The sequence below is a fragment of the Bacillota bacterium genome (assembly GCA_012837285.1).
Classification (GTDB): domain Bacteria; phylum Bacillota; class DTU030; order DUMP01; family DUMP01; genus DUNI01.
This window is the reverse complement of the sequence record DURJ01000034.1, coordinates 21,450-29,271: the sequence shown is the minus strand read 5'-3', so window position 1 is coordinate 29,271 and position 7,822 is coordinate 21,450. Positions and strand designations below refer to the sequence as shown.

The 7,822-nt window shown below is 52.6% G+C and carries 5 protein-coding genes; all 5 read left to right on the top strand.

Annotated features, from left to right (window positions below):
* Positions 1 to 657 precede the first annotated feature (657 nt).
* The 5 genes from GX016_02130 to gltA all read left to right on the top strand — a co-directional run bounded on the left by GX016_02130 (position 658) and on the right by gltA (position 7,636).
* On the top strand, positions 658 to 1,164 hold the full coding sequence (locus GX016_02130; protein HHT70363.1) for an NAD(P)H-dependent oxidoreductase subunit E: 507 nt from the start codon (positions 658 to 660) through the stop codon (positions 1,162 to 1,164).
* A complete protein-coding gene (locus GX016_02125) occupies positions 1,151 to 3,046 on the top strand; it encodes an NADH-quinone oxidoreductase subunit NuoF (protein ID HHT70362.1) in 1,896 nt (631 codons plus the stop codon). Before GX016_02130 ends, GX016_02125 begins: the two co-directional genes overlap by 14 nt.
* Entirely contained in the window at positions 3,047 to 5,041 is a 1,995-nt protein-coding gene (locus GX016_02120; GenBank protein HHT70361.1) for a 4Fe-4S dicluster domain-containing protein, read from the top strand.
* Positions 5,042 to 5,399: 358 nt separating this feature from the next.
* Positions 5,400 to 6,242 carry a sulfide/dihydroorotate dehydrogenase-like FAD/NAD-binding protein gene (locus GX016_02115; GenBank protein HHT70360.1) on the top strand — a complete coding sequence of 281 codons (843 nt, stop codon included), beginning with the start codon at positions 5,400 to 5,402 and terminating at the stop codon, positions 6,240 to 6,242.
* The gene (gltA, locus tag GX016_02110) at positions 6,233 to 7,636 is read left to right on the top strand and encodes an NADPH-dependent glutamate synthase (protein HHT70359.1); all 1,404 of its coding nucleotides are present in this window, start codon (positions 6,233 to 6,235) and stop codon (positions 7,634 to 7,636) included. The genes GX016_02115 and gltA overlap by 10 nt, the downstream gene beginning before the upstream one ends.
* The last annotated feature ends 186 nt before the right edge of the window (positions 7,637 to 7,822 follow it).

The window sequence follows — 7,822 nt, the reverse complement described above, 5'->3', positions numbered from 1 at the left end:
ACTTTTCCCATGGGCGCTCACCTCAATCTCTAATCTTGTACTTAATTCCACACCCTAACAGATCTTCCTTCTTTTTCGCCAAAAACCGTTACATTATACCCTAATGAAAGCTCCCACCCAGGTCATGTTTAATCAAACAGTACCCGCTAGCAGCGCGACTAGGTCTTAAGGCACCCCACCGGACTAGCGGGGACAGCTAGCAGAACCAAGGGCAAACCGGCGCTGCCGCTATCCCAATGCTCACAACAGGTGCAAAGTACCGACTGGTCTTTCTATTGCCATAACTGGCTCTATTAACACCGCCCCGCAGCAGCCACTAACAAACCGGTGCCGTAGTAACCGACGTGGTATCAAGTGGCCCCTAAGGTACCCAGTTGAAAACCAACCGTTTTCAACTACCAAATGTTAACGCCAACACGAAACAATTAAGATTGACAGAAACATAACAAACATGCTATACTTGACCTAGGAAAACGCAGGCGTATCCAGCATTTTTCTCGCTACGCGCTACTTTTGGAGTCTAATGGAGGGTCAAATTGGCAAAATATCACTATTTGCACCTTTTGAAGAGAAGAAGTTGGCTCCCATTAGTGTCAAGAAAGTAACACAAGCAGCTACACAGTCACAGTAGTAAGCAACGAAACGGAGGAACTAGCTATGGCAACGACAGAACTAAGTTGTGGCCGCCGGTTTGCAGCTGTAAATGATATCTTACAGCGGCATCAACATCGTCCCGAACGCTTGGTAGCTGTATTACAAGAGGTACAAGAGGTCTATCGCTACTTGCCGGAAGAAGTTCTTCAGTATGTGGCCACGGGTATGGGATTATCCCCAGCTAAAGTTTTTGGCGTGGCTACTTTTTATGAAAACTTTTCTTTGCAGCCAAAAGGAAAGTACGTAATTAGATGTTGCGATGGTACCGCCTGCCATGTGCACAGCTCAGAAGCTCTGCTGACCGCAATCCGGCAACGGTTAAAGTTGGCAGATGATGAAACAACCACCGCCGACCTGATGTTTACCTTGGAGACGGTGGCTTGCCTAGGGGCTTGCGCCTTGGCCCCAGTGGTAACCATCAATGGCCAGGTTTATGGGCAGGCAACACCGGACAAAATTGTCGCCATCATCGATAAGCTGGCAGGGGGAACAGAGCATGGCAAAAATTAGATCAGGTGAGGAACTGAATCAACTCGCCGCTACTTATCGCGCAGCCACCAGTAGAGCAGCAAAGCGCATTCTGGTCTGTGCCGGGACTGGCTGTGTAGCTAACGGTTCGCTCCTTGTTTATAGTGCTTTACGGGCAGCCATTGAGAAATCCGGCGTAGTGGTTGATCTGGATTATCTGTTGGAGCACGATGTCCCGAGCAACGCCACCCAACTGGATAAAACCGGTTGCCGCGGCTTCTGCCAGCTAGGACCGTTGGTGCTGATTGAGCCCCAGGATTTTATGTACGTACACGTGCGCCCTGAGGATGCCGAGGAGATTATTCAAGAAACCATTGTGGGCGGTCGCTGTGTCAAGCGGCTGACTTATACAGCTCCAGGCAGCACCAAACATTTTGAACGGGAAGAAGATATTCCCTTCTATCAAAAACAACATCGCCAAACCTTAAGTAATTGCGGGCACATGAATCCTGAAGACATCCGGGAGTATATTGCTCGGGACGGTTATCAGGGCTTGGCCCGAACTTTAGCTAAGCACACCCCCGCTGAAGTGATCGCAGAAGTCTTGGCTTCTGGGCTGCGAGGCTTAGGCGGTGCCGGCTTCCCGGCCGGGAGAAAATGGCAGGCGGTTCGGGCGGCCGCCGGAGAGGCCAAATATGTGGTCTGTAACGGTGACGAGGGTGATCCAGGCGCCTTTATGGATCGCAGTATTATGGAGGGCGATCCCCATAAGGTTCTGGAAGGGATGACTATTGCCGGTTACGCCGTCGGAGCAGTCGCAGGCTACATTTATGTCCGAGCTGAGTATCCGTTGGCCGTGGACAGGCTAACTAAGGCTATTCGGGAAGCAGAACAATACGGCCTGTTAGGCGATAGCATTTTAGGAACAGATTTTTCCTTCCGACTGCACATCAATCAAGGAGCCGGTGCTTTTGTTTGCGGTGAATCGTCGGCTTTGGTAGCTTCCATCGAAGGCAAGCGGGGCATGCCGGTTCCCCGGCCGCCACGGCTGGCCCAAAGAGGGCTGTTCGGCTGTCCGACTCTGCTCAATAATGTGGAGACTTTTGCTAATGTGCCGCTGATTATGCGTGCCGGCGCTAAGGCCTTTTCTAGTCTGGGTACACCTACCAGCCATGGCACCAAGGCCTTTGCCCTCACCGGCAATGTCAAGAACACCGGTCTGATCGAAGTACCCATGGGAACTACTTTACGGGACATAATATTTAATATCGGCGGCGGGATCAAAGATGACCGGGAGTTTAAGGCCGTACAAATCGGCGGTCCCTCCGGTGCCTGTTTAACAACAGAACACCTGGACTTACCGCTCGATTTCGATTCCCTCAAGCGGGCCGGGGCTATGATGGGATCCGGGGGCCTGGTGGTTATGGATGAGCGCACCTGCATGGTGGAGGTGGCCCGCTTTTTCATGGACTTTACCCAACGGGAATCCTGTGGCAAATGCATTCCCTGTCGTGAAGGCACCAGCCGGATGCTGGAGATTCTAGAACGGATCGTAGCCGGCCAGGGAACAGAAAAGGATTTAGAGTTCCTGGAAGAAATCGCTCACATGGTGCACGATATGTCGCTGTGCGGTCTGGGCCAGACAGCAGCCAATCCGGTACTATCTACCCTGCGCCACTTCCGGGACGAATATCTGGCCCACGTGCGCCAGCGGCGCTGCCCGGCTGGGGTTTGTCGGGCCCTGCGCAGCTTTGTGATTGACCCGGAGAAATGTCGTGGCTGCGGCCGTTGTGCCAAGAACTGCCCGGTAGGTGCCATTAGCGGTGAGCTTAAGCAGCCCTTTATCATTGATCCCGCCCGTTGTATACGCTGTGGGGCCTGCGTTAAAAAGTGTGCCTTTTGTGCGATCAAGGAGGTGAATTAAGTGGCAGCTACTATGATTGTTGATGGACGGGAAATTGAGATCAACGGCGAGAAGAACGTTCTGGAAGTTATTCGTAAAGCCGGGGTGGATCTCCCCACCTTCTGTTATCACTCTGAGCTTTCAGTTTATGGAGCCTGCCGCATGTGCATGGTGGAAGATGATAAGGGTCGCTTATACGCTGCTTGTGTTCAGCCTCCGGCTGCGGGCATGAAAATTTTTACCGCTACCGAGCGGCTGTTACATCATCGCCGAATGATTCTGGAATTGGTTCTATCCAACCACAACCGTGACTGCACCACTTGTGAAAAAAACGGCAGTTGCCGGTTGCAGGAACTGGCTCATCGTTTAGGAATCCGGGCGGTTCGTTTTGCTCAGAAAAAAACAGCCGGACCGGTGGATGTAGGACCGGCATTGGTCCATGATCCGTCTAAGTGTATTCTCTGTGGTGACTGTGTCCGCATGTGCGATGAGATCCAAGGAGTAGGAGTGCTGGGCTTTGCCCAGCGGGGCAGTAAGATGACTGTGATGCCGGCCTTCGGCAAGAAAATGAGCGAAGTGGCTTGTGTAAACTGCGGTCAATGTGCAGCCGTATGTCCCACTGGAGCGTTAACAGTTAAATCCGATCTGGATCGGGTCTGGAAAGCTCTGCATGATCCTGCCAAGAAAGTGGTGGTGCAGGTGGCCCCGGCCGTACGGGTGGCTTTCAGTGAAGCTTTTGGCCAAAAGCCGGGCACCATTGGTACGGGACAACTGGTAGCCGCCCTCAGGAGGCTTGGCTTTGACCAGGTTTACGACACTTCGTTTACTGCAGACTTGACTGTACAAGAAGAATATCATGAGTTTGTCCACCGCTTGCGCTCCAACAGTCACTTACCCCTGTTTACTTCCTGCTGTCCAGCCTGGGTCAAATTTGCCGAGCAGTTTTATCCCGAGTATCTGGCTAATATCTCCAGCTGCCGCTCTCCTCAAAGCATGTTCGGGGCTATCGCTAAAGCCTATTTACCGGCAGAATTGGAGGTAAAGCGGGAGGATCTGTATGTTGTCTCCATCATGCCTTGTACAGCCAAGAAATTTGAAGCAAAGCGCCGCGAACTGGGGCGGGACGGCATGCTCGATGTAGATGCTGTCTTGACCACCCAGGAAATAGCGCAAATGGTTCGCGAGGCTAATTTAGATTTTGCTCAGTTGCCGGCCGAAGCCTTTGATCTGCCCTTTGGCATAGCTACTGGGGCGGGCCTAATCTTTGGCACCACCGGCGGTGTGGCCGAGGCGGTGTTGCGGACTGCTGCCCGGGCTGACGGTGGCAGGAGGCCTCCCATTGAGTTCCAGGCCGTGCGGGGTTTTCAGGGCCTTAAAGAGGGTAGGATTAAGTTAGGTGAACAAGAGATCCAGGTAGCGGTAGTACATGGGCTATCCCAGGCGAAAAGACTGGTCGAGGCCATTAAGAAAGGCCAGTGCAACTACCAACTGATAGAAGTCATGGCCTGCCCAGGTGGCTGTGTCGGCGGCGGGGGCCAACCACTACCAAACGATATCCAGCATCGACAACTGCGCGCCCAAGGGCTGTATCAAATTGATCAACAACGAGAGTTACGCTGTGCTGATGACAATCCTATTATTGAACGGCTGTACCAGAGACATTTGGGCCAACCGGGAAGTAAAAAAGCAGAGGAACTTCTTCATACCACCTACGCGCCACGGCGGCGTATCAGCGGGGAGGAGGTAGCAGTGGAACCGGCTACAAATGCTAAAACTAAGATTAGGGTCTGTGTAGGGACGTCTTGCTACCTGAAGGGAGCTTACGATGTTCTCAAAGCTTTTCAGGATTCCATTAAGGAATGTGCCTCTAGCGCGGATTTCGATCTGGGAGCTACTTTCTGCTTAGAACATTGTAACGGGGGCCCAACTGTGCAGGTAAACGAGGACGTCTTCAGCCAAATGACCCCGAGCAAAGCGCGGGAATTAGTGCAGCGGCGCGCCGCCAAGGGCGATTAGCGCCAGAGGTGGTGTTACAATCCTTATGCCAGTTCACCTAAAGCACCGTGGAGACTGTTGGATCTCTTTGGGAGGGCCGAGCACAGAGCTCGCCTTCCCAACCATAAAAGAAGGCCTTCAAGAAATTACACCTGATACTGACCAAGCAAGACATGTTCTGGATCGAGTTTCGGCTAAAAACTAAATGTTGACCTTGACCAAATTAAATTTTATCCCTCTTGGGACCAGTTTTTTGTTATAATAATAGCTGATTCTTGATCTAAGCATCTCTTATCTTAAGTGCTGGTCCTCAACGTTAGGTAGGCGATGTTTCTGGGCTTAGAAGTCCTTACATTACTTGTGCAAGGGGGTTTGTAGTTTGTATCGCATTACCTACAAACAACAACTGTCACCAGCTATTCACCTTATAGTTATCGAGGCACCGGATGTTGCCGCCAAGGCTAAGGCCGGCCAGTTCATTATTCTTAAAGTGGACGAAGAAGGTGAACGGGTCCCGCTCACCATTGCTGATTTTGACCGTGAGGCTGGGACTGTCACCTGCATATTTCAAGAAGTGGGATACACCACCCAGCAACTGGCTTCGCTTGTTTGCGGCGATGAGCTGTCCTCATTCGTCGGCCCCTTGGGACAGCCCACAAAAATCGACAATTACGGCACCGTGGTCCTGGTTGGGGGCGGAGTGGGAGTCGCTCCCATTTTCCCCATCGCTCGGTCATTAAAAGAAGCCGGCAACACCGTAATCACTATTATGGGTGCCCGCACCAAGGAACTTCTGTTTTGGGAAGACCGACTCCGGCAATACAGTGACCGGGTGTTAGTGTCTACCGACGATGGATCGTACTGTCATAAGGGGTTTGTGACTGATCTGCTCAAACAAGTGCTGACTGCAGGTGACGCTGTCAGCCGGGTCTGGGCTATAGGTCCAACTATCATGATGCGCTTTGTGGCCCAGACCACGGAACCTTATCGTATTCCCACCATAGTCAGCATGAATCCCATTATGGTTGACGGTACCGGCATGTGTGGTTCGTGTCGGGTCAGTGTAGGCGGACAGACCAAGTTTGCCTGTGTAGACGGGCCCGAATTCGACGGCCACCTGATCGACTGGGATCTGGCTATGCGCCGTATGACCACCTATAAAGACAAGGAAGCGTTGGCCTTGTCCCGTATTCATGAGGGGGGGCACCATAAGTGCCACTAAGATTGAAAAAGACACCGGTTCCAGTGCAGGGACCGGAAGAACGTGTTCGTAACTTCGATGAAGTCTCCCTGGGCTATACTGAGGACCAAGCCCTGAAAGAAGCGGCTCGCTGTCTCCACTGTAAAAATGCGCCCTGTAAAGAAGGCTGCCCGGTGGAAGTTGACATTCCGGAGTTTCTCGCTCAGATCAAAGCCAGGGATTACACCGGGGCCATAGAGACCATCAAAAGCAAAAACAACCTTCCTGCCATCTGCGGTCGGGTTTGCCCGCAGGAAAACCAGTGCGAAAAGTACTGTACCCTGGCGAAAAAGGGTGAGTCTGTCGGTATAGGCCGGTTGGAGCGCTTTGCTGCCGACTTGGATTTGGCCTCGGGTAGTACTCACACTCCTGAGCTGCCGGAGCCGACCGGGTTCAAGGTAGCTGTTATTGGTTCCGGACCGGCCGGGCTCACCGCCGCTGCCGACCTGGCTCGATTGGGCCACCAGGTAACTATTTTTGAAGCTTTACATGCCCCCGGCGGCGTGCTTATCTATGGTATTCCTGAGTTTAGATTGCCGAAACAGGTAGTGCGCCAAGAAATTGAGTACGTCCGCCATCTGGGCGTGGAAATCAGGACCGACTTTGTGGTTGGGGAGACAGCTACCATCGATGAAATCTTCGACCGCGGCTACGATGCCGTCTTTATTTCCACCGGTGCCGGCCTCCCGCATTTTATGGGCATACCGGGAGAAAACCTGATCAATATCTACTCGGCCAATGAGTTCCTAACCCGGATCAATCTCATGAAGGCCTACCTTTTTCCCCAGTATGGCACCCCGATCAAGGTTGGGGACAAAGTAGCGGTAATCGGCGGGGGCAATGTAGCTATGGACTCCGCTCGCACCGCTCTCCGCCTCGGCGCTAAAGAAGTAACGGTGGTTTATCGACGCTCTCGGGAAGAGCTCCCGGCTCGCCAGGAAGAAGTGAGCCATGCCGAAGAAGAAGGAATCAACTTCCAGTTTCTGACCAGCCCTGTCCGCTACATCGGTGACGAAGAAGCTCGGGTGACGGCTATGACTTGTATTCGCTATCAACTGGGAGAGCCTGATGCCAGCGGTCGCAGAAGACCCATTGCCATCCCAGGGTCTGAGTTTGAGCTGTCGGTAGACACAGTGGTGGTAGCCATCGGCCAGGGACCTAATCCATTGGTGCCCAGAACCACCCCCGGTCTTGAGCTTACTAACAAGGGTACCATCAAGGCTAACGAGGATACCGGTACCACTTCGCGTCCGGGTGTTTTTGCCGGTGGCGATATTGTCACTGGTGCAGCTACGGTAATTTTAGCTATGGGGGCAGGCAAACAGTCTGCTCGAGCTATTCACAGCTATCTCCAAACACTGCCGAAAAAGAATTAATCCGGTTCAAAAAAGAAGGGCTGCCCGCTAATTGGAGCAGCCCTTCTTTTAGTTGGCCGTGGGGGCGATAATTCGCTTATCTTTTCCGCAGCAACTGTTCCGGTCCACCTGTGATACAATAGCTCCATGGAAACGACATAGCTCCCACAGATAAAATTGCAGGCCCGGTCAAACCCCGACGGACCT

Bases quoted from the DNA above. Each gene is read 5' to 3' on its own strand.
- GX016_02130 (HHT70363.1), top strand. From the start codon at position 658: ATGGCAACGACAGAACTAAGTTGTGGCCGCCGGTTTGCAGCTGTAAAT.
- GX016_02125 (HHT70362.1), top strand. From the start codon at position 1,151: ATGGCAAAAATTAGATCAGGTGAGGAACTGAATCAACTCGCCGCTACT.